Annotated in this window: 21 protein-coding genes and 1 other RNA gene; 9 read left to right on the forward strand and 13 right to left on the reverse strand. The window is 61.0% G+C overall.

Annotation, left to right across the window (positions count from 1 at the left end; genetic code table 11):
- Position 1 precedes the first annotated feature (1 nt).
- The 9 genes from mraY to rsmI form a co-directional block, all read right to left on the reverse strand.
- Complete coding sequence (mraY, locus tag ACZRN6_RS13735; RefSeq protein ID WP_010170484.1) at positions 2-1,084, reverse strand: phospho-N-acetylmuramoyl-pentapeptide-transferase; 1,083 nt, start codon at positions 1,082-1,084, stop codon at positions 2-4.
- Positions 1,084-2,454, reverse strand: a complete 1,371-nt coding sequence (locus ACZRN6_RS13740) for a UDP-N-acetylmuramoyl-tripeptide--D-alanyl-D-alanine ligase (protein ID WP_464008198.1) — start codon at positions 2,452-2,454, stop codon at positions 1,084-1,086. The genes mraY and ACZRN6_RS13740 overlap by 1 nt, the downstream gene beginning before the upstream one ends.
- Positions 2,447-3,910, reverse strand: a complete 1,464-nt coding sequence (locus ACZRN6_RS13745; RefSeq protein ID WP_464008199.1) for a UDP-N-acetylmuramoyl-L-alanyl-D-glutamate--2,6-diaminopimelate ligase — start codon at positions 3,908-3,910, stop codon at positions 2,447-2,449. The genes ACZRN6_RS13740 and ACZRN6_RS13745 overlap by 8 nt, the downstream gene beginning before the upstream one ends.
- On the reverse strand, positions 3,910-5,652 hold the full coding sequence (locus ACZRN6_RS13750; RefSeq protein ID WP_322148747.1) for a peptidoglycan D,D-transpeptidase FtsI family protein: 1,743 nt from the start codon (positions 5,650-5,652) through the stop codon (positions 3,910-3,912). The genes ACZRN6_RS13745 and ACZRN6_RS13750 overlap by 1 nt, the downstream gene beginning before the upstream one ends.
- Positions 5,652-5,945 carry a cell division protein FtsL gene (gene ftsL, locus ACZRN6_RS13755; RefSeq protein WP_003216203.1) on the reverse strand — a complete coding sequence of 98 codons (294 nt, stop codon included), beginning with the start codon at positions 5,943-5,945 and terminating at the stop codon, positions 5,652-5,654. The genes ACZRN6_RS13750 and ftsL overlap by 1 nt, the downstream gene beginning before the upstream one ends.
- Positions 5,942-6,889, reverse strand: coding sequence for a 16S rRNA (cytosine(1402)-N(4))-methyltransferase RsmH (gene rsmH, locus ACZRN6_RS13760; protein ID WP_416152090.1), 948 nt, complete (start codon positions 6,887-6,889; stop codon positions 5,942-5,944). Before rsmH ends, ftsL begins: the two co-directional genes overlap by 4 nt.
- The gene (gene mraZ, locus ACZRN6_RS13765; protein WP_003171868.1) at positions 6,886-7,341 is read right to left on the reverse strand and encodes a division/cell wall cluster transcriptional repressor MraZ; all 456 of its coding nucleotides are present in this window, start codon (positions 7,339-7,341) and stop codon (positions 6,886-6,888) included. The genes rsmH and mraZ overlap by 4 nt, the downstream gene beginning before the upstream one ends.
- A gap of 355 nt (positions 7,342-7,696) precedes the next feature.
- Positions 7,697-8,050, reverse strand: an RNA gene (gene rnpB, locus ACZRN6_RS13770) — RNase P RNA component class A.
- A 95-nt stretch (positions 8,051-8,145) separates the two neighbouring features.
- Entirely contained in the window at positions 8,146-9,051 is a 906-nt protein-coding gene (rsmI, locus tag ACZRN6_RS13775) for a 16S rRNA (cytidine(1402)-2'-O)-methyltransferase (RefSeq protein ID WP_322147388.1), read from the reverse strand.
- 176 nt (positions 9,052-9,227) lie between these two features.
- Here rsmI and ACZRN6_RS13780 point away from each other — a divergent pair, with 176 nt between their 5' ends.
- The 4 genes from ACZRN6_RS13780 to ACZRN6_RS13795 all read left to right on the forward strand — a co-directional run bounded on the left by ACZRN6_RS13780 (position 9,228) and on the right by ACZRN6_RS13795 (position 12,674).
- A complete protein-coding gene (locus tag ACZRN6_RS13780) occupies positions 9,228-11,039 on the forward strand; it encodes a penicillin-binding protein activator (protein WP_464008200.1) in 1,812 nt (603 codons plus the stop codon).
- Positions 11,039-11,410 carry a YraN family protein gene (locus tag ACZRN6_RS13785; protein WP_322147390.1) on the forward strand — a complete coding sequence of 124 codons (372 nt, stop codon included), beginning with the start codon at positions 11,039-11,041 and terminating at the stop codon, positions 11,408-11,410. Before ACZRN6_RS13780 ends, ACZRN6_RS13785 begins: the two co-directional genes overlap by 1 nt.
- Positions 11,411-11,502: 92 nt before the next feature.
- A complete protein-coding gene (locus tag ACZRN6_RS13790) occupies positions 11,503-12,096 on the forward strand; it encodes a phosphoheptose isomerase (protein ID WP_046819003.1) in 594 nt (197 codons plus the stop codon).
- A complete protein-coding gene (locus ACZRN6_RS13795) occupies positions 12,093-12,674 on the forward strand; it encodes a BON domain-containing protein (protein WP_322147392.1) in 582 nt (193 codons plus the stop codon). Before ACZRN6_RS13790 ends, ACZRN6_RS13795 begins: the two co-directional genes overlap by 4 nt.
- Positions 12,675-12,738: 64 nt before the next feature.
- Here the strand turns inward: ACZRN6_RS13795 and ACZRN6_RS13800 are convergent, their stop codons facing one another.
- Together ACZRN6_RS13800 and ACZRN6_RS13805 are read right to left on the reverse strand one after the other, a co-directional pair.
- On the reverse strand, positions 12,739-13,515 hold the full coding sequence (locus ACZRN6_RS13800; protein ID WP_464008201.1) for a YiaD family glycine zipper/OmpA-like lipoprotein: 777 nt from the start codon (positions 13,513-13,515) through the stop codon (positions 12,739-12,741).
- A gap of 213 nt (positions 13,516-13,728) precedes the next feature.
- On the reverse strand, positions 13,729-14,373 hold the full coding sequence (locus ACZRN6_RS13805; RefSeq protein WP_322147394.1) for an MBL fold metallo-hydrolase: 645 nt from the start codon (positions 14,371-14,373) through the stop codon (positions 13,729-13,731).
- 163 nt (positions 14,374-14,536) lie between these two features.
- Between ACZRN6_RS13805 and ACZRN6_RS13810 the strand changes: the two genes are divergently transcribed.
- Genes ACZRN6_RS13810 through ACZRN6_RS13830 form a run of 5 tightly spaced genes read left to right on the forward strand, consistent with a single transcriptional unit; the run spans position 14,537 to position 18,350 of the window.
- Entirely contained in the window at positions 14,537-15,133 is a 597-nt protein-coding gene (locus ACZRN6_RS13810) for a paraquat-inducible protein A (RefSeq protein WP_464008202.1), read from the forward strand.
- Positions 15,130-15,774: a paraquat-inducible protein A gene (locus ACZRN6_RS13815; protein WP_322147396.1), complete on the forward strand. Its 645-nt coding sequence runs from the start codon at positions 15,130-15,132 to the stop codon at positions 15,772-15,774. Before ACZRN6_RS13810 ends, ACZRN6_RS13815 begins: the two co-directional genes overlap by 4 nt.
- Entirely contained in the window at positions 15,755-17,410 is a 1,656-nt protein-coding gene (locus ACZRN6_RS13820) for a PqiB family protein (protein ID WP_322147397.1), read from the forward strand. Before ACZRN6_RS13815 ends, ACZRN6_RS13820 begins: the two co-directional genes overlap by 20 nt.
- Positions 17,411-17,427: 17 nt before the next feature.
- Positions 17,428-17,982 (forward strand): PqiC family protein, encoded by a 555-nt coding sequence (locus ACZRN6_RS13825; protein ID WP_322147398.1) that lies wholly within the window; start codon positions 17,428-17,430, stop codon positions 17,980-17,982.
- Between the two features lie 23 nt (positions 17,983-18,005).
- Complete coding sequence (locus ACZRN6_RS13830; RefSeq protein ID WP_464008203.1) at positions 18,006-18,350, forward strand: hypothetical protein; 345 nt, start codon at positions 18,006-18,008, stop codon at positions 18,348-18,350.
- Positions 18,351-18,359: 9 nt separating this feature from the next.
- Here ACZRN6_RS13830 and ACZRN6_RS13835 read toward each other — a convergent pair whose 3' ends face one another.
- Both ACZRN6_RS13835 and ACZRN6_RS13840 read right to left on the reverse strand, forming a co-directional pair.
- Entirely contained in the window at positions 18,360-21,089 is a 2,730-nt protein-coding gene (locus ACZRN6_RS13835) for a LuxR C-terminal-related transcriptional regulator (protein WP_464008204.1), read from the reverse strand.
- Between the two features lie 310 nt (positions 21,090-21,399).
- Positions 21,400-22,764, reverse strand: a complete 1,365-nt coding sequence (locus ACZRN6_RS13840) for a DUF1329 domain-containing protein (protein WP_322147401.1) — start codon at positions 22,762-22,764, stop codon at positions 21,400-21,402.
- Positions 22,765-22,794 lie beyond the last annotated feature (30 nt).

Here is a 22,794-nt window from a genome sequence, read left to right on the forward strand (position 1 = left end):
TCTACCTCAGTTTCAGGGTGGCAAGGCCGACCAGCACCAGAATCACGGTGATAATCCAGAAACGGACAATCACCCGCGGCTCAGGCCAGCCCTTGAGTTCAAAGTGGTGGTGAATCGGCGCCATGCGAAACACCCGGCGCCCGGTCAATTTGAAGGAGGCAACCTGGATCACCACCGACAGGGTTTCCATCACGAACACACCGCCCATGATGAACAAAACGATTTCCTGACGGACGATCACCGCGATGGTGCCCAGCGCCGCGCCCAGCGCCAGTGCGCCGACGTCGCCCATGAAGACTTGTGCCGGGTAGGTGTTGAACCACAGGAAGCCCAGGCCGGCCCCGATCAAGGCGCCGCAAAACACAATCAATTCACCCGCGCCCGGTACATAGGGGATCAACAGGTATTCAGCGAACTTCACGTTACCCGACAGGTAGCAGAAGATGCCGAGCGCGCCGCCCACCATCACCGTTGGCATGATCGCCAGGCCGTCGAGGCCGTCGGTCAGGTTGACCGCGTTGCTGGAGCCCACGATCACAAAGTAGGTGAGTACCACGAAGCCAACGCCCAACGGGATGCTGGCGTCCTTGAGCATCGGGATGATCAGGGTGGTCTCGACCGCGCTTGGCGCAGTCGTATAAAGAAAGATCGCCGCCGCCAGGCCAAACACCGATTGCCAGAAATACTTCCAGCGGCTTGGCAGCCCCTTGGAGTTCTTCTCGATCACCTTGCGGTAGTCATCCACCCAGCCGATGGCGCCGAACAGCAGGGTCACCAGCAGCACGGTCCAAACGTAGCGGTTATGCAGGTCAGCCCACAACAGCGTGCTGATGCCGATGGACGACAGGATCAACGCACCGCCCATGGTCGGGGTGCCGGACTTGGAGAGGTGCGACTGCGGGCCGTCGTTGCGCACGGATTGGCCGATCTGCAGGTTTTGCAGGGTGCGGATCATCCATGGCCCGAGGAACAGCGACAATGACAGCGCGGTCAGCACACCCAGGATCCCGCGCAGGGTCAGGTACTGAAAGACCGCGAAGCCTTTGTGGAACTGTTGCAGATACTCAGCCAGCAGCAGCAGCATTAATGTTTCTCCGTACTTGAGCCACACAAGGCCGCGACGACGTTTTCCATCACCGCGCTGCGCGATCCCTTGATCAAAATAGTGGTGTGTTTGTCTTGTTCAGCCGCGTTCAGCGCATGGATCAGCTCGGCCTGGCTGGCGAAATGCCTGGCGCCCGGCCCAAAGGTGTTTATGGCATGGCGCATGTGCGGCCCAACGCCGTATAAAGCGTCGACCTTGCCGGCGGCATACGCGCCGACTTCACGGTGAGACTGTTCGGCCCACTCGCCCAGTTCGGCCATATCACCCAGCACCAGCACCTTGCGACCGGCGAAACCGGTCAACAGGTCGATCGCGGCGCAGATCGAGGACTGGTTGGCGTTGTAAGTGTCATCGATCACACGCATGCCGTTGCTCGCCAGTTGCGCGGCGGTGCGGCCCTTGACCGGTTGCACGGCGCCAAGGCCGGTGGCGATGCCAAACAACGACACGCCCAGCGCATGGGCGGCAGCGGCGGCGGCCAGGGCGTTGGCAACGTTGTGGTTGCCCAGCAGGTTCAGTTGTACGTGCTCCTCACCTTGTGGTGTGTGCAGGGTGAAGGCCGGGCAGCCACGGGCGTCGACCGTGATAGTCGAGGCATGGAAATCGGCAGCGGCGTTGTGCACCGCGAAGCTCAGGACCTTGCGACCGGCGGCACGTACGCGCCAGGTTTCGAAGGCTTTGTCGTCAAGGTTCAGCACCGCAGTCCCGGATGCATCGAGGCCTTCAAGGATTTCGCCCTTCGCTTCGACGATCTTTTCAGGGCCGCCAAACTCGCCGACGTGGGCGGTACCGGCGTTGTTGATCACCGCGACGTGAGGCTTGGTCATGGCGACGGTGTAGGCGATTTCGCCGATGCGCGAAGCACCCAACTCGATAACAGCCGCCGTGTGTTCCGGGGCCAGTTCGAGCAAAGTCAGCGGAGCGCCGAAGTCATTGTTCAGATTACCGCGAGTCGCCAGCACCGGGCCGCGCGTGCGCAGGATGCCAGCCAGCAATTCCTTGACCGTGGTTTTGCCGCTGGAGCCGGTGATAGCCGCAACGGGCTGGGTGAAGGCCGCACGGTTCAGCGCGCCCAGTTGGCCGAGGGCCAGGCGGGTGTCGGCTACCTGCAACTGCGGCAGCGGCGAGTCAGCGACTTCGCGCTGCACCAACGCACCCACAGCGCCTTTGGCGGCGACGTCGTTCAGGTAGTCATGGCCATCAAACGATGGGCCGGCCAAGGCGACAAACAGTTGCCCAGGCTTGATCGTCCGGCTGTCGATGCTCACGCCGTCAAAGCTGCAATCAGCCGACAAGACGCGGGCCGATAGCACTTGAGTGAGCTCGCTGAATTTGAGCGCTTTAAGCACGGGCCACCTCCCACGCGGTCAAGGCGTGATCGGCCTGGACCAGATCGGAGAAAGCGTGGCGTTCGCCGTTGATTTCCTGGTAGTCCTCGTGGCCTTTACCGGCCAGCACTACCACGTCGTCCGCACTTGCGCTGGCGATCAGTTGGGCGATGGCTGCTCCGCGACCGGCAACAAAAGTGACCTTGGACGCATCGTTAAAGCCGACACGAATGTCATCGAAAATCTGGCTCGGGTCTTCGCTGCGCGGGTTGTCGTCCGTGACCAGCACACCGTCGGCCAGGCGCTCGACGATTTCAGCCATCAGCGGGCGCTTGCCGCGATCGCGGTCACCGCCACAGCCGAACAGGCACAGCAACTTGCCCTTGGCATGAGGACGCAGGGCTTGCAGGATTTTTTCCAGGGCATCCGGCGTGTGGGCGTAATCGACCACCACCAGCGGCTGGGTACCGCCGCCAAGGCGCTGCATGCGACCGGCCGGGCCTTCGAGCTTCGGCAACACCCGCAGGATTTCGTCGAGGGCGTAATCCAGGCCGAGCAACGCGCCGATGGCGGCCAATACGTTGCTCAGGTTGAAACGCCCGAGCAAGGTGCTGCGCAAATGGTGCTCGCCCTGCGGCGTGACCAGGGTGGCGCGCACGCCTTCGTCATCAAAGGTGGCTTCGCGGCAATACAGGTAGGCGCTGGAATCTTCCAGGCTGTAGCTGATCAGGCGACCATCACCTTTGGCAGCGGCCAACTGGCGACCGAATTCATCGTCCAGGTTGACCACTCGGCACTTCAGGTCATTCCAGGCAAACAGCCGGGCCTTGGTGGCGGCGTACGCCTCCATGGTGCCGTGGTAATCCAGGTGATCGCGGGACAGGTTGGTCATCACCGCCACGTCGAATGCCAAGGCGGTAACGCGGCCCTGGTCCAGACCGTGGGAGGAGACTTCCATGGCAACCGCCTTGGCACCGGCCTTTTTCAGGTCGGCCAGGGTCGCCTGCACGGCAATCGGGTTCGGCGTGGTGTGCAGGCCGCTTTGCAGCGCGCCGTAGAAACCGGTGCCCAGGGTGCCGACGATGCCGCAGTGCTGGCCCAGCAGGTCGAGTGCCTGGGCGACCAGTTGGGTCACGCTGGTCTTGCCGTTGGTGCCGGTCACGCCCACCAGGTTCAGGTGACGGCTCGGGTCGCCATAAAAGCGCCCGGCGATGTCGGAGAGTTGCGCAGCCAGGCCCTTGACCGGAATCAACGGCACGTCGGTGATCGGCAGCACGGTGGCGCCTTCCACTTCATAGGCCACTGCCGCGGCGCCGCGCTTCAATGCGTCGGCGATATGGTCGCGCCCGTCGAACTTGCCACCCGGCACCGCCAGGAACAGGTCACCGGCACGCACATTACGGCTGTCGAGGGTCAACTCGCGAATCAGCAGATCGCGGCCAGCGTGGGCAAAAATCTTGTTCAGGCTAAGAGACATCAGCCGCGCCCTCCATTGGCTTTTACAGCAGCGGCCGGCGGTCCGGCGTTCGCTTGCTGGGTCGTCGGCAGGTTGTCCGGCGTGATGTTCATCAGGCGCAGAGTCCCGGACATCACCTTGCTGAACACCGGCGCCGATACCAGGCCACCGAAGTAACCGGCCTTGCTTGGCTCATCAATCACTACGACGATGGCGTAACGCGGATCGCTCATCGGACCGAAGCCTGCGAACAGCGAACGGTAGGAGTTTTCGGCGTAGCCCTTGGTGCCCACGGCGGTTTTACGCGCGGTACCGGACTTGCCTGCCACGTGATACGCCGGCACCTGCGCACGGAATACGCCGCGCGGTGCTTCGATCACTTGTTGCAGCATGCCTTGCATGGTCTTGGCGACGTTTTCCGGGATCACCTGGGTCGCAGGCGGTGCCTCGTCGAGGTGGATCAGGCTCAACGGCACCATGCGGCCGTTATTGGCCAACACCGAGAAGGCGTGGGCCAGCTGGATGGCGGTCACCGACAGGCCATAACCGTACGAAAGCGTTGCGGTCTCGGCCTTTTTCCAGTCACGGTAGTTCGGCAGGTTGCCCACACGTTCGCCCGGGAAGTCCAGGCCGGTGGGTTGCCCCAGGCCGACTTTTTGCGCGAGGTGGTAGATGGCTTCGCCGCCGATATCGAAGGCAACTTTACTCATGCCCACGTTACTGGAGTTGATCAGGATGCCTGTCAAATCCAGCACCGGACCTTCAGAGCGGGACACGTCACGAATGGTGTATTTGCCCAACTGCAGGGTGCCCGGGTAAACCTCGACCTTGTCGGCCGGCTTCCAGCGCCCGGTTTCCAGGGCGGCACTCATGGAGATGGCTTTCATGGTCGAACCCGGCTCGAACACGTCGATCATGGCGCGGTTGCGCATCATCGCCGGTTGCAGGTTGCGACGGTTATTGGGGTTGTAGGTCGGCTGGTTGACCATGGCGAGAATCTCGCCGGTCTTCACGTCCATGATCACCAGGCTGCCGGCTTTTGCACCGTTCTCGATGATCGCGTTACGCAACTCGCGGTTGGCCAGGTATTGCAGGCGCAGGTCAATCGACAACGCCAAGGGCTTACCGGCCTTGGCGTTTTTGGTGACCTGGACATCCTTGATCAGTCTGCCGCGCCGATCCTTGATGACCTGTCGTTTGCCGGGAACCCCGGCCAGCCATTCGTCGTAGGCGAGTTCTACGCCTTCACGACCGTGATCATCAATGTCGGTGAAACCCACCATATGGGCAGTGGTTTCACCAGCGGGGTAGAAACGCCGAAATTCCTCGATGCCATAGACACCGGGGACTTTAAGGTCGAGTACTTGCTGGCCCTGTTCAGGGGTGAGCCCGCGAACCAGGTAGATGAATTCTTTGTTGGCCTGGGCTTCGAGGCGTTCGCTCAGGGCTTTGGGGTCCTGGCCCAGGGCTGCCGCCAGTTCCGGCCACTTGTCCTTGGCGGTCTGCATTTCCTTGGCATTGGCCCACAGGGTGGTCACCGGCGTACTGACGGCCAGAGGCTCGCCGTTACGGTCGGTGATCAGGCCGCGGTGAGCAGGAATCGGGATATGACGCAGGCTGCGGGCATCGCCCTGGCCGATCAGGAAGTCACGGTCCACCACTTGCAAGTCGATAATCCGCCAGGCAATCGCGCCCACCATCAGTGCCAGCAACCCCAGCACGACACGGAAACGCCATGGGTAGAGTGCGCCCTCAAGTTTCATCATGGCGCCACCATGCGAACTTCTGCAGCGCCCGGAATGTGCATCTTCAGTTGTTCAGTGGCCAGCACTTCGATGCGGCTGTGGGCGGTCCAGGTGCTTTGCTCGAGGATCAACCGGCCCCACTCCGCCTGCGCCTTGTCGCGCACGCTCAATTCCCCGTACAGGGTATTGAGCAGTTGACGGTTGTAGTGGGCGCTGTAGGACACCGCAATCGCGGACACCAGCACGCCAACAAACAACAGCAACATAAAGAAGCTGCCGCCCGGAAGGGGCTTGGCGAAAAGCTTGCTCACCGCAACTTCTCCGCAACGCGCATGACAGCGCTACGGGAACGTGGGTTGGCCTTGAGTTCGGCTTCGGAAGCGAACTGCGCTTTGCCATGGATTTTGATTTTCGGCACAAAGGCTTCGTAACGTACCGGCAGGTTGCGCGGCAGGTTGTCGGATTCGCCCTTGACCAGACGACGCATGAACAATTTGACGATGCGGTCTTCCAGGGAGTGGAAGCTGATCACCACCAGGCGACCGCCCACTTCCAGCGCTTCCAGAGCGGCTTCGAGGCCGGCTTCCAGATCGCCCAATTCGTTGTTGACGTGAATGCGCAGGCCCTGGAACGCACGGGTAGCCGGATTCTTGCCCTTTTCCCACGCAGGGTTGGCGACTTTCAGCACTTCAGCCAAGTCAGCGGTGCGTTCAAACGGCTGGATTTCCCGGCGCTCGACCACGGCGCGCGCCATACGGCCGGCGAAGCGTTCTTCGCCGTATTCCTTGAACACACGGGTGATTTCTTCGTGGGGTGCGGTGGCGATGAACTGCGCGGCGCTGACGCCGCGGCTTGGGTCCATGCGCATGTCCAGCGGGCCGTCGTTCATGAAACTGAAGCCGCGCTCCGGGTCGTCCAGCTGCGGCGAAGACACGCCCAGGTCCAGCAGGACCCCGGCCACCTTGCCCGCCATGCCGCGTTCGGCGACTTCCGCGCCGAGCTCGGCAAAGCTGCGCTGCACAACGACAAAGCGGCCGTCTTCGGCCGCTAGCGCTTGCCCGGTGGCAATCGCTTGAGGGTCTTTGTCGAACCCGAGGAGCTTACCGTCCGAACCAAGCTGGCTGAGGATCAGCCGACTGTGCCCGCCCCTGCCGAAGGTGCCATCCAAATAGCAGCCATCCGCGCGTACGGCGAGAGCCTCAACGGCTTCGTCAAGCAGTACGGTGATGTGGTTAAAGCCGCTATCAATAGTCACAGGATCAAATCACGCAGTTCATCAGGCATGGCGCCCGGTTGTTGAATAGCAGCCAGGTCAGCTGCAGAAACAGCATCCCAGGCATCTTCGTCCCACAATTGGAACTTGTTCAGTTGGCCTACCAGCATTGCGCGCTTGTCGAGCTTGGCGTATTCGCGCAGACGCGGTGGAACCAGGAAACGACCACTGCCATCGAGTTCGAGGTCGACGGCATTACCAATCAGCAAACGCTGCAGGCGGCGGTTTTCTTCACGCAGTGAAGGCAGCGCGCGCAACTTGGTTTCAATCAGTTCCCACTCGTCGAGCGGGTAAACACACAAACAAGGGTCAACGGCATCGATGGTGATGATTAACTGTCCGGAACTTCGCGAAATGAGCTCGTCACGATACCGGCTCGGCATGGCGAGACGGCCTTTTGCATCGAGACTGATAGCGTTAGCTCCGCGAAACACAGATGCGTTTCTCCAAATTTTAGCGTTTTACGTTCAAAAAACCCACTTTGTGCCACTTTCCGCCACTTGCGCACACTATAGGAATGCGCCCACCACACCGTCAAGGCGCGGATTCAAGGAAAAGCCTTACAGAACGGAGATTTAGGAGAGTAAAGGGAGGAGAAACGAGAGTTCGACGGCGATTTTGACTCAACAACGCCAAATAGCTCAAAGAGCTGGGGCTTAAAGTTAAAGTGATTTATTAAGAGTAAGATTTTTTCGGTATTACGAAGACGCATCTGCTAATGATTCTGCAGGGAGGGATTCTCGCGTTACTACCAGGTTCCTGCCCGAGATTCGGACAGGAGGAAAAAAGGTGGAGAGTCGATCTGTAAGCCGGGTTCTGTCTTGAACAGTCATTCGTCTACGATGGCCATCACTGGACATCTTTAGCAACCTACCCGGTCCCAGCGCGGGCCACGCCTTGGGACCCTATTTGGTCTTGCTCCAAGTGGGGTTTACCTAGCCACGAACTGTTGCCAGTCGTGCGGTGCGCTCTTACCGCACCTTTTCACCCTTACCGGTACCGAAGTACTTAGGCGGTTATTTTCTGTGGCACTTTCCGTAGGCTCACGCCTCCCAGGCATTACCTGGCACTTCGCCCTATGGAGCCCGGACTTTCCTCCCCCCCCTAATTTTCATAGAGGGCAGCGACTGTCCAATCGACTCTCCGCCGCGCAGGTTAACGGCACGGAGGCGTTAGAACAAGTATTAAAAGACACTAATGCCATCATGTTCAGACGGAGTGCAGGTTGGAACCCGGAACTATTCGCCCTTTTGTTTATCCAGCGCGACTTGATACAGGACGTTCTTGCGTACACCGGTGATTTCCGCCGCCAGGGCAGCCGCGCGTTTCAATGGCATTTCCTTGAGCAGCAGGTCAAGAACGCGCATTGCCTCACTGCCCACTGCATCTTCGCTTTCCGGCGCCGACCACCCGGCTACCAGGACCACGCATTCCCCGCGCTGTTGATTGCTGTCACCTTCGACGAACGCACGCAGCTCTTGCAGTGGCAAGCCCTTGAGGGTTTCGAAGGTCTTGGTGATCTCCCGCGCCAACAGCGCCAGGCGATCACCGCCGAACACCAACTCCATGTCTTGCAGGCATTCAAGGATGCGGTGCGGGGCTTCGTAGAAGATCAATGTGCGCGGTTCTTCCTTCACCAACTCCAGGCGCGCCCGCCGCCCTACAGCCTTGGCCGGCAGGAAACCCTCGAAAATAAAACGGTCCGATGGCAAACCCGCTGCGGACAATGCCGCAATCAGCGCGCACGCTCCCGGAACAGGCACTACATTGATACCAGCGGCCCGTGCCTGGCGAACCAAGTGGTAGCCGGGGTCGGAAATCAGCGGCGTGCCCGCATCCGAGATCAGCGCCACATCGTCGCCCGCCAACAAACGGGTGATGAAACGACTGCCTTCTTCGCGTTCGTTATGTTCGTGGCACGCAGCCAGGGGGGTCGGAATGCCAAAATGTTGCATCAACCGCTGGGAGTGCCGGGTGTCTTCGGCGGCGATCAGTTTTACGTCGCGCAACACTTTCAGCGCCCGCGCACTGATGTCGTCCAGGTTGCCAATGGGCGTCGCCACGACAAAAAGCGAGCCTGCAGTGGAATTCAAAGGACCTGGAGCAGTCAAAGCGCACACCTCGATGATTGGCAAAAGGCACATTGTAGCGCGTAGACGCCTTGAAAATATGCCCTCCGGGCAGGCTCCATTTCAGTCATCTGCAGGGTCTTGCAACATTTACACGACCTAAATAGACGGTTTCACGCCAGTAACATCGCGCCCCGGCCAGTGCTTGGGTACAATTCCACGCTAATTTGATCGGTATCAGGAACACTTACATGATCGCTTGCCTGCGGCTGTTCTCTGCCCTCTGCCTCGCTGCCCTGTTGGCGGCTTGCGCCAGCTCGCCCTCGTCCAGCCTTGGCGACCTCCCCCGGACCCCGGATGCCAGCATCGAGCAACTGCTCGAGCAGGCGACTTCGGCCAAGACTCCGGAAAAAGCCGCGCTGTTGCGCTTGAGTGCGGCAGACCTGGCGTACCACCAAAACAATCCGGCACGCTCGGCGCAGATTCTTGCCCAAGTGCCACTGGATGCCCTGAAGCCGGCGGCGCAGGTTTTTGCCAGCACCCTCTCGGCTGAACTGGCGATGGCCCGCAACCAGCCCAAGGCGGCGTTGACAGCGCTGAACCACCCAAGCCTGCAGAGCCTGAAGGAGCTGCCGCCCGAACAGCAGATCCGTACTGGCACCGTGCATGCCCGCGCCTATGAAGCCGACGGCCAAACCATGGCCGCCGCCCGCGAGCGCGTCGCCATGGCCCCGCTGCTCTCCGGTGATGCTTACAACAGCAACCACGAAGCCATCTGGGCATTGATTGCCGCCCTGCCTGCCGAGCAGTTGCAAGCCAGCGGCAACCCGACGCTGGACGGCTGGATCAGCCTGGCCCAGGCAGTCAAGGGTGCCGGCACCCTGGAACAACAGCAGGCCGCCATCGACACCTGGCGCGTCCAGAACCCGGGCCACCCGGCGGCCTCGCAACTGCCGCAGCCGCTGACCAAGCTCAAGGAGCTGGCCAGCCAGCCGCTGAACAAGATTGCCCTGCTGCTGCCACAGGAAGGCCCGCTGGCGGGCGTCGCCAAGGCGCTGCGCGAAGGCTTCATGGCCGCGCACTACCAGGCTGAACAAGCCGGGCAGAAGCCGCCGGTGATCGAGTTCTACGACAGCTCGCGCCTGACCTCCATCGACGACTTCTACGCCAAGGCCCAGGCCGCCGGCGTGCAACTGGTGGTCGGCCCGCTGGAGAAACCGCTGGTCAAGCAACTCAGCGCTCGCCCGCAACTGCCAATTACCACCCTGGCCCTGAACTACAGCGAAGCCGACCAGAACCCGGCGCAACTGTTCCAGTTTGGCCTGGCTGCTGAAGACGAAGCCCGCGAAGTGTCCCGCCGCGCCCGCGCCGACGGCCTGCACCGCGCTGCCGCCATGGTGCCGAAAGGCGAATGGGGCGAACGCGTGTATAAAGCCTTCCGTCAGGATTGGGAAGCCAATGGCGGCACCGTGGTAGGCGTCGAGTACGTTGACCAGCCTGTAGCCCTGGCCCAGCAGATTGCGGACCTGTTCCAACTGCGCAAAAGCGAAGGTCGCGCCAAGAGCCTGCAAAGTACCGTAGGTACCGATGTTTCCGCACAGCCGTCGCGCCGCCAGGACATCGAGTTCATCTTCCTGGCCGTCACCCCGCAACTGGCCCAACAGATCAAGCCGACCCTGAACTTCCAATATGCCGGTGATGTGCCGGTGTACGCCACGTCCCACGTGTTCAGCGCCAGCGGCGACAAGAACCAGTACCTGGACATGACCAACGTGATGTTCTGCGAGACCCCTTGGTTGCTCAACACCACCGACCCGCTGCGCAACCAGGTCGCCGCCCAGTGGCCGCAAGCCAACGGCAGCCTCGGGCGCCTGTACGCAATGGGGGTTGATGCCTACCGCCTGGCGCCGCGCCTGGGGCAACTCAAGGCGCTGCCGGATACTCGCGTTGACGGCTTGTCCGGCAACCTGGGCGTCAGCGCCAACCAGCGCGTTAATCGCCAGATGCCATGGGCGAAGTTCGTTGGCGGCGAGATCCAGCGCCTGCCTGACACCCCACGCTGATGCCCGAGCGGTCAAGCGCACAAAGCGGCAAGGACGCCGAACTTCAAGCACTCCACTACTTGCAACAACAGGGTCTGCGCCTCCTGGCGCAGAACTGGTTGTGCAAGCGCGGTGAGCTTGATCTGGTCATGCTTGACGGCGATACAGTAGTATTTGTCGAAGTCCGCTACAGAAAACACGCACAATGGGGTGGCGCGCTCGCCAGTATCGACGGGCGCAAGCGCCAGAAGCTGATACTCGCCGCGCAGTTTTTCCTGCTAAAAGAGCGTCGCTGGGCCGATCATCCCTGCCGTTTCGATGTGGTTGCCATACAAAGCACTCCCCGGGGAACAGCCGATCTGAACTGGCTGCAAGATGCCTTTGACAGCTGACTCGCCGGACATCTACACCGCACACTTTTGCTCTTTGCTTTGCGGGCTGCACATTCCTGTGCCAAACAGCCGCGCTAATTAAGGTCACACAGATGGACATGCAATCCCGAATTCGCCAGCTTTTCCAGGCCAGCATCGATACCAAGCAACAGGCGATGGAAGTACTTGCACCGCACATCGAGCAAGCCAGTCAGGTCATGGTCAACGCCTTGCTCAACGAAGGCAAAATGCTTTCGTGCGGCAACGGCGGTTCGGCCGGTGATGCCCAGCATTTCTCCTCCGAGCTGCTCAACCGCTTCGAGCGTGAGCGCCCAAGCCTGCCGGCCATTGCCCTGACCACCGACACCTCGACGATCACCTCGATCGCCAACGACTACAGCTACAACGAAATCTTCTCCAAACAGATTCGCGCCCTTGGCCAGCCGGGTGATGTACTGCTGGCGATCTCCACCAGCGGTAACTCGGCGAACATTATTCAAGCGATCCAGGCCGCACATGATCGTGAAATGATTGTCGTAGCATTGACCGGGCGCGACGGCGGCGGCATGGCCTCGCTGCTGCTGCCCGAAGACGTAGAGATTCGCGTCCCGGCCAATGTCACCGCGCGTATTCAGGAAGTCCACCTGCTGGCGATCCACTGCCTGTGCGATCTGATCGACAGCCAACTGTTCGGGAGTGAAGAATGACCGTTAAACGCCTTAGCCTATTGGCAATCACGCTGTGCCTAGGCATCAGCGGCTGCAGCTCGGTAATCGAAGCAAGCCGCGACACGCCCATCCAGGACGATAAAGGCACCCGCACATTCGGCAGCAAAATCGATGACTCGCTGATCGAAACCAAGGTTTCCGTCAACGTTTCCAAGGCCGCTCCGGACCTGGGCAACGGTGCTTCGCGCATCGTGGTCGTCAGCTTCAACGGTGTGGTACTGCTCACCGGCCAAACCCCGCGCGCCGACCTGAAGGCCCAGGCCGAACAAGCCGCCTCCAGCGTTCAACGGGTCAAGAAGGTCCACAACGAATTGCAGGTGATGGAACCGATCACGCTGCTGGCCATCAGCAACGATGCCCTGCTGACCACCAAGGTCAAGACGCAGATGCTGACCGACAACGCAATTCCGGGCTCACGCATCAAGATCGTCACCGATAACGGCATTGTCTACATGATGGGCCTGCTGACCCAGGCAGAAGCGACCCGCGCTGCCAACCTGGTACAAGGTGTATCCGGCGTACAGAAGATTGTGAAACTGTTCGAATACATCGACTGATGTAACCAGACAAAAAAAGGGCGCCGTGCATTGACTGCACGGCGCCCTTTTTATTGCCTGCCTGTTACTGGTATTGCGAGTACGGGTTGCCCTGGAACTGGTTGTTCTGCTGCGGCGCCGGTTGCTGCTGGGCAGCTGGCTGGCCGTACTGCTGGCCCGGGATAGGCCCCAGGTTGACTTCTACGCGACGGTTCTGGGCACGCCCATTGACGTCGGCGTTGCTCGCAATCGGGTTGTCCGGGCCGGCACCGCGCGCACTCAGGTTGGTGGGGCTCACACCTTGGGACGTCAGGTAGTTAGCCACGCTTTGCGCACGACGCTGGGACAGGTCCATGTTCAGTTGGCGGCTGCCGGTGCTGTCGGTGTAGCCCACGATCTGGATGGTGTTCTGGTTGAACTGCTTGAGCGAGTTGGCCAGGTTGTTCAGCGGCGTGTAGAAGCTGCTGGAGATCGCGTCCGAGTTGGTGGCGAAGGTGATGTTGCCCGGCATGATCAGCTTGATCTGGTCACCCTGGCGCTGAACTTCAACCCCGGTATTGGCCATGCTTTCGCGCAGTTTCTTTTCCTGCTGGTCGGCGTAGTAGCCATAACCCGCAGCGCCGATGCCGGCGATTGCGCCACCGATCAGCGCGCCCTTGCCACGGTTGTTGTGGTCGATGGCAGCACCGGCCAGCGCCCCGGCCAGGGCACCCAGGCCACCGTACTTGGCGGTTTTGCTGATGCCGCCCTCTGAACCATTATTCGCCTGTCCCTGGCTGCCGTCATAAGGATTAGGTGAAGCGCAGCCGGACAACAGGGCTACGGCGGTAGCGACAACAAGCAGACGACGAGAAGTGAACATGAAGAGAGCTCCTACTTTTGCATTCTGTGATGCAGACATTGGCAATGGACCTGTGCCGAGCTTGGAACACCACAAACGGTAAAAATTCCATCTCCACACATGCCCGGCCACACTCAAACCCTAGCAGAGACTTCCTGAACGGTAATTGTCATTTTTTCTATAAGTTTCGTCCGATAGTTGCCACTTGGTATCCGAAAAAACACTTTGGTTTTTTCACGCGCGTACAAACGGATTCTCACGCATTTCATCCCCCAGGCGCGTGTCCGGACCGTGCCCCGTCACCACAACTGCCGCCTCATCAAGGGTATAGAGCCGTTGCTTGATCGAGCGCACGATGGTCGCCTGGTCACCGCCCCATAAATCCGTACGCCCCACGCCCCGCCGAAACAGAGTGTCGCCGGCAATCAGCAACTGCGCATCGGCGAACCAGAAACTCATCGACCCGGGTGTGTGTCCAGGTGTGTGCAAAGCCACCCCACAGCCACAGGCCAGCTCTTCTTCGTCCTCCAGCCAGCGATCCGGCGGCGGCACCGGCGTGTACGGCACGCGAAACATCTGGCACTGCATTTCCAGGTTATCCCACAAAAACTGGTCTTCCTTGTGCAAGTGCAAAGTAGCGCCGGTCTTTTCCTTCAACTGCCCGGAGGCCAGGAAATGGTCGAGATGGGCATGGGTGTGAATGATGCTGACCACTTTCAGGCCCAGCGCATCGAGCCGCGCCAGAATCTGCTCATGGTTGCCACCCGGATCGACCACGATGGCTTTTTTGGTGACCGGGTCACCGATGATCGTGCAGTTGCACTGCAACGGGCCGACGGGAAAGGTTTGGCGGATCAGCGCGGGGGACTGAATATTCATGGGTATTCCTGCAAACTCAAAGGCACACTCTGACGCACAGTATGTTCGACGAAGCGCACGATCCGAAAGCGCTCGCAAGCACACGGCTGTCAAACCCGGCAGCTGCTAAACTACTCTGGCGCAAGTCTACAACGCGCAACCTATAGCGCCTGGAGTGGGACTCGTGGTGGCCCTCAGCCCATTGATCATCTGCGAACACTGCGATTGCGTGTATGAAAAAGTCACGCTCGCCAAACATCAGAAGACCCTCTGCACCCGTTGTGCAGGCGTGCTGCAGCGCCACAACGGGCTGTCGGTGGAGCAACGCCTGGCCCTGACCCTGACCGCCGCCGTGCTGTGGGTGTTCGCCAACTTTTACCCGGTGATGAGCATCAGCCTGCAAGGCCTGAAAAGCAGCGCCACGTTATGGGATTCCGTGGTGGCGCTGGCCCAGGGCCCGATTACCTTTATTGCGCTGGTGGCAGCGATTTCAATCATTATCGCGCCGGTGTTCCAGTTGCTGCTGTTGCTATGGGTGCTGTGCTTTGCGATGAAGGGCAAGCGGTCGCCGGCGTTCAAGGTGTGCATGCGCTGGCTCGAAGCGCTCCGGCCCTGGAGCATGCTGGAAGTCTGCCTGCTGGGCGCGATGGTGGCGGTGTTCAAGCTGGCCGGGATGCTGGATGTGTTGCCCGGTACCGGGCTGTTTGCCCTGGCGGCCCTCAGCCTGTTGCTGATCCGAATTGCCGGGCGTGATATTCGCGACCTTTGGGACACGTTATGAGCCGACCACCGACTGCCAGCGAGCTGAACCTGTGCCTGTGCCACAGTTGCGGACTGGCCTGCGACGTCAGCGCCAGCCCTGACGAGTGCGAGCGTTGCGGCGCGCCCCTGCATCGGCGCAAGGTCCATTCACTGACCCGCACTTGGGCCTACCTGCTGACGGCGCTGGCGTTTTACGTTCCCGCCAACTTACTGCCGGTGATGAACACTTCGATGCTCGGCTCCGGCGCCGACAGCACCATCATGAGTGGCGTGCTGGAATTCTGGCAGCATGGCGCCTGGGACATCGCCCTGATCATTTTCATCGCCAGCATCGCGGTGCCGGGCATCAAGTTCGTCGCGCTAACCCTGCTGCTGGTCACCGTGCAGCGTAATAACCAGTGGGCGCGCAAGGAGCGCTCGAAGCTGTTTCGCTTCGTGGAGGTGATTGGCTACTGGTCGATGCTGGATGTGATCGTGGTGGCACTGGTGGCCGCCCTGGTGAAGTTCCAGGCCCTGGGCACCATCGAGCCGCGCCTGGGGATACTGTTCTTTGGCCTGGTGGTGGTGTTCACCATGCTGTCGGCCATGAGTTTTGACCCGCGCCTGATCTGGGCAAACCCACACAATGAGGACATGCCGGATGGCGTCGAAAACCCCTGACAACCCGCTGACACCGGGCCAGCCTGCGATCAAGACGCGGCGCTTCAGCGTGTCGCTGGTGTGGATCGTGCCGATTGTCGCGGTGCTGGTGGGCATTTCGCTGGTGGTGCACAGCATCCTCCAGCAGGGGCCAAGCATTACCATTACCTTTAAGACCGGCAGCGGCCTCACTGCCAACAAGACCGACGTCAAATATCGCAATGTGGTGATCGGCCAGGTGACTGACGTGGAGTTGAGCGACGACCAGAAAAGCGTCAACGCCACGATCAAACTGGCCAAGCAGGCGGAAAGCTTCACCCGGCAAGACTCGCAATTCTGGGTGGTGCGCCCGCGTATCGGCGCTGGGGGTGTGTCGGGCATCGACACGCTGCTCTCCGGGGATTACATCGGCGCCGACATCGGCCAGTCCGATACACGTGCCAAACAGTTCACCGGCCTGGAGAACCCGCCGCCCATCACCTATGGCGAGCCCGGCAAGCGCTTCACACTGCACACCCAGGATTTGGGTTCGCTGGACATCGGCTCCCCCGTCTACTACCGCAAAATTCCCGTCGGCCAAGTGGTGGCCTATGCCCTCGATGCCGACGGCAAAGGCGTGAACATCGATGTGTTCGTGCACGCGCCCAATGACGCCTACGTCACCGAAAACACGCGTTTCTGGAACGCCAGCGGCATTGATGTCAGCGTCGGCGCCAACGGGTTCGCGCTCAAAACCGAATCCTTGTCGTCGATGCTGGTGGGCGGCATCGCCTTCCTGGCGCCGCCGTACAGCCCCAACGACCTGCCGGCTGCCGAGGAGCATTCCTATGAGCTGTTCGCCGACCAGCAAACCGCGCTGGCCCCGCCCAATGGCAAGGCGCAATACCTGAACCTGCGTTTCGACCAGGCTTTGCGCGGGCTCACGGTGGGCGCGCCAGTGGAGTTTTTGGGGATCGAGTTTGGCAAAGTGGTGTCGATCAACCTGGATTTCGACGAGAAAAAACGCAGCTTCCCGGTTAACGTCGGCATCGTGATCTACCCGCAGCGCCTGGGCGAAGCCAACACCAAAATGCTTACTGCCTTGAAGCATGACCCTAACGATGAAGCCGGTGGTGTGCGCCTGATGGGCAGCTTCATCGAGCACGGACTGCGTGCCCAGGCCCGCAGCGGCAACCTGCTCACAGGCCAGTTGTATATCGCCCTGGACTTCTTCCCCAAGGCCGACAAAGTCGTGTTCGACCCGAACCAGCGCCCCGTCAATATCCCGACCATCCCCGGCAACCTGGAACAGCTGCAGGAAAAACTCGAAGGCATCGTCAACAAGATCAGCCAACTGCCGATCGATCGCATTGCCGGCAACCTTGATGGCAGCCTGGTGGAACTGCGCAAAGGCCTCGGCCAGTTCAACGCCAAGACACTGCCGGGCGTGCAGAACACCTTGGCCGACGTGAGTAAAACCCTGCAGTCAGCCAGTTCGACCCTGGCCGAAGATTCGCCGCAACGAGAGCAATTGACCCAGACCCTGGATGAGCTGGGCCGCATGTCACGCTCCCTGCGAGAGCTCTCGGATTACCTGGCACGCCATCCCGAATCCCTGATTCGTGGTCGCCCCGATAACGCTGCGCCGTCGGACCTGCAAGGGCCGCCGCGCAAATGACCACTGGAGCAACCACCATGGCCTTTCCACTGAAGATCACGCTGATCACCGGGTTGCTGCTACTTGCGGCGTGCCGCAGTGAGCCGATTCAATTTCACACCCTGACGCCGGTACACCGCAGCACTGCGTCACTGGCCGCTGGGGGTGAGATCCGGATTGAAAGCATCACCGTCCCGCCGCAGGTCGACCGGCCGCAGATTGTCATTCGCCAGGGCGACAGCGGCGTGGCCATTCTTGAGACGCAATGGTGGGCCGCCAGCCTGGTGGATGAGTTACGCAGCGCGCTGGTGGATCAACTCGCCAGCCACCGGAAAAACCTGTCGGTGCGCATTGACGTTCAGCGCTTTGACTCGATCCCCGGTCAGTACGCCCTGCTCGACGTCAAATGGCGGCTTCGCCAGACGGGAACCGATGAACGCACGCCCCTGACGTGCCGCACGGTGGTGCAGTCGCCCGCAGGTTCCACCATCGATGACTTGGTGATCGCCCAGCAAAACAACGTCAAACGGTTTGCCGCGCTGCTCAGTCAGGTCGCCGACACATCAGCCAGTGAATGCCCTGCCGCGCAGTAAACATTGATCCAAGGGATTGAGCCATGCGCACATTCTGGAAGTGGTATTTGCAACTGCTCGAAAATGATTTCAGCACCCAGGTCTTCGACAATGTGAAGAACCTGCTGGTGTGCGCGCTACTGTTTGCCGCAGGCACCAATGCGCTGGCCGGCGAACATGAGCTGTTCCTCGGTATATTGGCCTCAAGCGTGGCCGGGTGGGGCCTGATCGTGGTTTCGACCTTGTTGATGGTGCTGAACGTGAGCGATGGCATCCGCCGGCTCGCCAAGCTGCGCTATCACCTGGTACTTCAGTTGCTGCTTATCCTGGTCTATGTGCTGGTGGCGGAGCGCGTGGTAGAAATCGTCTGGGGCTTTCGCTCCCATTGATCCAGGCGCCTACCCCAACAATCCCATCTCCTGCGCCCGCGCCACTGCCTGTGTGCGCCGCTCTACTCCAAGCTTGCTGTTGATATGACTGGCGTGGGTTTTTACGGTGTGCAGCGAAATAAACAGCTGATTGCTGATCTCCTGGTTCGAGCAGCCTTGGGCGATCAGGTGCAACACCGCCAACTCCCGGGTGCTCAGGGTTTCAAGGGTGTGCGGGGTTTCAGCCACCGCAACATTCGGCAAGAGTGCCAGCAGGCCCTGGCTCAGGAGGCCATGGGCATCGCGGGCAAGTTGTTCCCGCGACCATTCGGGATAGCGTTCCAGCAAGCGCTGGAAAGGCTGCATGGCGCCACCGGCGGCGGCTTCCAGCGCACGGGCAAACACCGGGCGGGCCTGCACTTCCTGGCCACCTTCAAGCAATAACAGCGCCTGCTGGGTCAGCGCCATCAGGCTGATCATCTGCCGGCCGCTGTTATGCGCCTGACGTGCCAGCTCATCGAGCCGTTGCAGTGAGGCCGCCGGCTGATGACGGATCGCGTCGAGCGCCGCCTGTTGCAGCTCGATATGTTGCGGCAGGTGCGGATGAAATTCCGGCGCGGCTGCGGCCTGTTCGCCGTTGTAGGTTTGCCCCAGTCGCGTCAGCCAGGCATCGGCCAGGTCGGTGCGGCCCTGGGCCAGCCACAGTTCGCATTTGACCAGCGTGATCATCGCCAGGTAAAAAATCGGCGGCACATCCCAGATATGCATCAAGCGCTCGGCCTCGGCCAGTTCGGCAAAAGCCATGGGGAAATCGCCACGGCGGCCTTCGAAGCTGGCGATCACGCAATGGCCGATCAACACGCTGATATCCCGACAGGCCCGCGCCTCGGTCAAGCCGGCACGCAGGCGAGCGAGCCCGGCTTCGGGCTGGCAGCGCACCAGCAGCAGGTAACCTTCGTACAACGCCAAGCGCGCACGTACTGCATACAGCCGTTGCGGCGCCAGGCCCCGCAAGCGTTGCAGGCCCTGGCGCACTTCATCCAGGGAACGCAGGATCTCGCCACGGGCCTGGAGCACCCGCGCGCGGTCGTAATGGGCCAAGGCCTCGAACAACGGATTGCCGACACGCTGCGCCAACTCCAGGGATTCACGGTTCAGGCCACGGGCGCGCCACAGGTCGGCATCGACGATGGCCAGGTTGGACAGGGTCGACAGGCACATCAACCGCTGGCCATACCGTTTGTGCGGCAGGCTTTCCAACGCCTCGCTGCAATACAACTGGGTCAGTTCGCGATCGCCACGGCCACGGGCGATGATCCCACTCAGGGCCAGCCATTGGGCCAGCATCGACTTTTGCGCGGTGGCCGACGGCGCCGGTAAAAAGCGGCTGAGGTGGCTTGCGAGTTCCTGCGCCGCATCCAACTGGCAAGCCAGGCCCAGGGCCCAGCTGTAGAGCACGATCAGCCGTGGCGTGCTCATCAGCAAACTGTCGGGCAAGTCCATTTTCCAACGCAGCAGCATGCCCACGTTTTGCTCCGCCAGCAGTTGCTCCTCGGAGAGGTTCTGCACCAGGTTTGCCGCCACATCCAGGTGGCCGGCACGTAGCGCCTGCTCTACTGCCTCATCGATCAAGCCTTGGGCATTGAACCAGCGACAGGCTCGCAGGTGCAGGCTGGCAGCCGGCAACACGGCATTACTCGCACGCCGGGTGCGCAGCAGGTCGGAAAACAGATGATGATAACGGTACCAGTGGCCCTGCTCGTCCAGCGGCACCAGGAATACCTGGTGGGCTTGCAGGTAGCGCAGGATTTCCGTGCTGTCGTGGGCCTCGCGCACGGCGTCGCACAGTTCGCTGCAAAAGCGCTCCTGGGAGGCGGTGTCGTAGAGAAACGCCTGAACGTCGGTGGGCAGGCAATCAATGACTTCTTCGAGCAGGTAATCGCGGATCAGCCCTTCGCCGCCGTGCAAGCCTTGGGGCAGCGCACCTTCGCTACCCGCCTCGGAAGCCGCCAAGAGCCAGAAACGCAGGCCGGCCACCCAACCTTCACTGCGCCGGATCAGGTTATCCAGGGCTTCGCCGCGCAATGAGCTGCTGTGGCGGTCGAGCAGGGCCAGGGATTCGGCGTGAGTCAGGCGCAGGTCCTGCTCGTGCAGCTCCAGCAAATGCCGGGACAGGCGCAGGCGCGCCAAATGCCAGTCGGGGCGCTGGCGGCTGGTGACCAGCACCAACAGGCCGTCGGGCAAATGATTGAGGAAAAACTGCAGGCAGCGGTCGAGCACCGGGCCCTGGGCCAGATGGTAGTCATCCAGTACCAGCAACAGCGGTGCCTGGGTCGACAGGTGCACCGTGAGTTCATCCAGCAGGCCATCGAGCCACTCTTCAAACGCGAAGGGTTGATGACGCTGGCGCATTTTCAGCAGGCCCAGGGACTGGGCGCCCAACTGCGGGAAGTATTGCTGCAAGCCGTCGAGCAGGCGCTCAAGGAAACGTCCCGGATCGTTATCGCGGGGGCTGAGCCCCAGCCACAGGCTTTGCCAGTGGGCCGGCAGGCTCTGGCAGAACTCCACCGCCAGCGAACTCTTGCCGAACCCTGCCGGGGCGCTGACCAGCAATAAACGCCCGGCCAACCCTTCACTCAGGCGTTCGCACAGGCGCGGTCGCAACACATAGCCGTCAGGCAGTGGGGGTCGATAGAAGCGACCTTCCAGAGTCGGAATTACCGCGCTGGCAGGCCCTTGGATGCGGGACAGATCAGTCATCGCCGGGCTCTTGTAGAAGGCTGTTGTCGGCATTGCAGATGTCCGCAGACTAGCGGTAAAAGCGGCAGCTTTGTAGATCTTTGCAACAATTGTCTAAAAAAGACTACGACAAAAAATATCCGGACTTCTTCTGGAACGACCGACACTCTGTGGCGAGGGAGCTTGCTCGCGCTGGAGTGCGCAGCGCTCCCGTTTTTGGGGCTGCTACGTAGCCCAGCGGGAGCAGGCTCCCTCACCACAGTGGTCCGGCAAAAAAAAGCCCCGAACCAGTCGGGGCGTCTTTCGAGGATGCGGCCTCGTTTACAGCAAGTTAGCGAACACCATCCTGGCGCAGGGCGGCCGGGGTGAAGTCGCTGGTGGTGGCGGTGAAGCCGAAGTCATAGGCCTGTTTCTCTTCGTTCTTCATGCCCAGGGCCAGGTAGCGGCCGGACTGCAGGTCGTAGAGGGTTTCGAGGGCGTACCACGGCACTTGCTTGTCGTAGTAGTTCTCGGCGTGGGCTTCAGCCACGCGCCACAGTTGGCCACGACCGTCGTAGTGGTCGATGACCGCGGCTTGCCAGGTGTCTTCGTCGATGAAGAAGTCACGCTTGGCGTAGATGTGGCGCTGCCCCTCCTTCAGGGTTGCAACCACATGCCACACACGACGCAGCTCGTAGCGAGCCAGGTCCTGGTTGATGTGGCCGGCCTTGATGATGTCGACATACTTGAGCTTCGGATCGTCGAGTTTGTAGCTGTTTTCGGCGATGTACAGTTCCTTCTTGCCTTCCAGTTTCCAGTCGTAGCGGTCCGGTGCACCGTTGAACATGTCAAGGTTGTCGGAGGTACGCAGGCCGTCGGCGGCAGTACCCGGGCCGTCATACGACACTTGCGGCGCCCGGCGCACACGGCGCTGGCCGGCGTTGTAGACCCACGCCGAACGCGGCTCTTTCACCTGGTCGAGGGTTTCGTGAACCAGCAACACACCACCGGCCAAACGTGCCGGCGCAGTCACTTGCTGCTTGAAGTAGAACAGGATGTTGCCCGGGTTTTTCGGGTCGTAGTCCTTCATCTTGTCGCGGAACACGAACTGGTCGCGAAAGTACACCAGGCTGAACGAGCCGTTGGTTTGCGGCGTGGCCTGGGTCACCAGGCGGGTCACGCTGCCGCCGCGATAGCGGGTGATGTGGTTCCAGATCACTTCTACGCCGCTTTTCGGGATCGGGAACGGTACTGCGGTTTCGAAGTTTTCCAGGCCGTTGCCGCCGGACACCAGGTTGGTGCTGGTGGCGTTTTTCTTGATGGCGGCAAACACATCAGCCGGCACCGTGGCGCCGCGATGGGTCGGGTAGACCGGCATCTTGAAGGTGTCGGGGTAGCGCTTGAACATCGCGTACTGCCCCGGCGCCAGCTTGTCTTTGTACTGCTCGACGTTTTGCGCGGTGATGGTGAATTGCGGTTGTTCGCTGGCGTACGGGTTGGCCAAAAAGCCACGGGCATCCACGGCGCCGGCGTTGGTGGGCAGTGGCGACCATTTTGGGATGGTGCCGGCCGCGTTACCGGCCATTTCAGCGCCCATCGGCGTCAGGCTCGTACCCAGCTTGGCGGCTTCATCCGCCGAGACTGCCGCCATGACGCTACCCGCCATGATCGACAACCCAAGCACACCCACCTGCAACAGATTTTTAGTTATTTTCATGTTCTGGTTCTTCCTTAAAACATACTGCTT

It is taken from the genome of Pseudomonas sp. A125 (assembly GCF_055409485.1).

Coding starts and splice junctions, on each gene's coding strand:
- ACZRN6_RS13745 (WP_464008199.1), bottom strand. CDS start 3,910: ATGTCTCTTAGCCTGAACAAGATTTTTGCCCACGCTGGCCGCGATCTG.
- ACZRN6_RS13780 (WP_464008200.1), top strand. CDS start 9,228: ATGATCGCTTGCCTGCGGCTGTTCTCTGCCCTCTGCCTCGCTGCCCTG.
- ACZRN6_RS13800 (WP_464008201.1), bottom strand. CDS start 13,515: ATGTTCACTTCTCGTCGTCTGCTTGTTGTCGCTACCGCCGTAGCCCTG.
- ACZRN6_RS13785 (WP_322147390.1), top strand. CDS start 11,039: ATGCCCGAGCGGTCAAGCGCACAAAGCGGCAAGGACGCCGAACTTCAA.
- ACZRN6_RS13825 (WP_322147398.1), top strand. CDS start 17,428: ATGGCCTTTCCACTGAAGATCACGCTGATCACCGGGTTGCTGCTACTT.
- ACZRN6_RS13840 (WP_322147401.1), bottom strand. CDS start 22,764: ATGAAAATAACTAAAAATCTGTTGCAGGTGGGTGTGCTTGGGTTGTCG.
- mraY (WP_010170484.1), bottom strand. CDS start 1,084: ATGCTGCTGCTGCTGGCTGAGTATCTGCAACAGTTCCACAAAGGCTTC.
- ACZRN6_RS13830 (WP_464008203.1), top strand. CDS start 18,006: ATGCGCACATTCTGGAAGTGGTATTTGCAACTGCTCGAAAATGATTTC.
- ACZRN6_RS13835 (WP_464008204.1), bottom strand. CDS start 21,089: ATGACTGATCTGTCCCGCATCCAAGGGCCTGCCAGCGCGGTAATTCCG.
- ACZRN6_RS13820 (WP_322147397.1), top strand. CDS start 15,755: ATGGCGTCGAAAACCCCTGACAACCCGCTGACACCGGGCCAGCCTGCG.
- ACZRN6_RS13815 (WP_322147396.1), top strand. CDS start 15,130: ATGAGCCGACCACCGACTGCCAGCGAGCTGAACCTGTGCCTGTGCCAC.
- ACZRN6_RS13795 (WP_322147392.1), top strand. CDS start 12,093: ATGACCGTTAAACGCCTTAGCCTATTGGCAATCACGCTGTGCCTAGGC.
- ACZRN6_RS13805 (WP_322147394.1), bottom strand. CDS start 14,373: ATGAATATTCAGTCCCCCGCGCTGATCCGCCAAACCTTTCCCGTCGGC.
- ACZRN6_RS13750 (WP_322148747.1), bottom strand. CDS start 5,652: ATGAAACTTGAGGGCGCACTCTACCCATGGCGTTTCCGTGTCGTGCTG.
- ACZRN6_RS13790 (WP_046819003.1), top strand. CDS start 11,503: ATGGACATGCAATCCCGAATTCGCCAGCTTTTCCAGGCCAGCATCGAT.
- rsmI (WP_322147388.1), bottom strand. CDS start 9,051: ATGTGCCTTTTGCCAATCATCGAGGTGTGCGCTTTGACTGCTCCAGGT.